We start from the raw sequence: 1,651 nt of genomic DNA on the forward strand, positions 1-1,651 counted from the left end.
CATGGATCAACAAACCAGCCGAGAAACCAGTTGAGGTTGAAGGGCTAAAACTAGCCGCCTAAACTCCCACTGGCCTCATTCACCTTGACAAATTCCGCCTCGGCAAGCGTCGAGACCGCGAACCTGGCTGACCCCGCGACGTTGACTCAGATCGATGTAGAGATGCAGAAATGGGGCATCGAAGAAGGCACCCGTGAGAGCTTGCTAGCCAAGCACGTTGCGGGGGAGACTTGGGACTCTATGAATGACTCGGAGCCGGTTTCTGTCGATGAACGCCAGGACGGTGATACGCAAGTCACCACGCGTCGCTATGAAGATGGCTCCGTATCTGTGTCGATGCTGGAGCGCCCGAAGGCAGAACAGGGCGCCCAGGAAGGGGAGATAAGTGCTCGTGGCGTGGCGAGCTGCCGTGTGAGTTCGAGCAATGGAGTGACCGACTACACCGGCTGCTGGGCTAGTGAGAGCACCATCCTCATCTCCGCGGGATTCACGGTGAACTACTCCACCCACCAAACCGGGGGAGCTTGGATCCGCTCCACGGGTAGTCACAGCATCACGATTCTTTCGCTTGGAGCGGGCTATGCGGACCTGACGTTGGGCGTAACGAAGGCGATCGCAACAAGCAGTGCGCCTGCCACTGCGGAAATGACGTTCCGCCCCACAGGGGCGACCTTTGGGACGACGTGTCGGCTCAAGGTGAGTGTCACAACGGGCGGTTCCGCCTCGACGAACGCCTGGTTCTGATGTTAGTTTCGGATATGGCAACTCTCGGATACGCCCTTAGCTGGCTCGCGCTGATCGGAATCAGTTCGGCATTGGTCTATTTCCCCGTGCGCCGAGCGCGCAGAATCGCTCGCGCCGTAAGCGCGGAATAGCGTCGAATGAAACAGTGGGGTGCCGTGCGCTTTTCGCACCGTGCCCCATTGTTGCGTGGGCGCGCCCGGCCGCAGTGTTTCGCCCACCAGCTCGACGCCGGGAAATTAATGACCGCTTAAAGAACTGACTCATATAGGTTGACATCTTTCAGACTCGCGAAGTTGTCCCGGGCTCTGAGCGCTGCCTGAGTGTTGAACGTTTCCCGGCGTGACGATGTGGGCGTCTTCCCCGGTGACGAGGGGTTTTAGCGCTCCAGGATTTATCTGTTCTCCAGCGGCGTCAGGCTGACGATGTCCGGATAGACGAATGGCCCGGCGTGCGCTGTTTGAGGATTACGCCGGGGCCGTTCTCCCTCTGCGTAAAGGGGGTACAGGGACCGTACTTCGACTGCAGATATCGCAATCTGGCTCAAGGTTTACGTTCGATGATCCAGTAGTCGTTGCTCAACGAATCCCACTTCTCAAAATGCAGAAGTGGCGCAGCGTCGAAAGAAGTAGCCGTCATCCGTTGATTCTTTCACAGCCCAGCCTCCAGCAATTCAGAACCCGTGGCTCGCCAATGGCCAAGAATCCACCACGATGAATGCGAATAAATCCGTAGTTCGTCCTGGGTTCCAGACTGAGCAGAAATGCGTTGTCTGGCGAGTAGCGCTTGATGGTAGCGCCAGTCCAGACACTTGGTATGTGAACTCTCAGGTCATTGTTTACATCGTCACTCAGGTCTTCGTTTACAGGCTCTCTCACGGCATCGTTTACAGGTAGCAGGCGTTTAAGTC

Annotated in this window: 2 protein-coding genes; one reads left to right on the top strand and one right to left on the bottom strand. The window is 57.1% G+C overall.

The genetic code is table 11. The annotated features are described in order from the left end of the window. Positions 1-84: 84 nt before the first annotated feature. Positions 85-744, top strand: a complete 660-nt coding sequence (locus E3T55_RS18730) for a hypothetical protein (RefSeq protein WP_134521059.1) — start codon at positions 85-87, stop codon at positions 742-744. A gap of 632 nt (positions 745-1,376) precedes the next feature. On the opposite strand, the gene E3T55_RS20625 is transcribed toward E3T55_RS18730, so the two are convergent. Then, positions 1,377-1,651 (bottom strand): hypothetical protein (locus tag E3T55_RS20625; protein WP_206751388.1); only part of this gene is annotated, 275 nt, incomplete at its 5' end.

It is taken from the genome of Cryobacterium frigoriphilum, assembly GCF_004403305.1.
GTDB classification, from domain to species: Bacteria; Actinomycetota; Actinomycetes; order Actinomycetales; family Microbacteriaceae; genus Cryobacterium; species Cryobacterium frigoriphilum.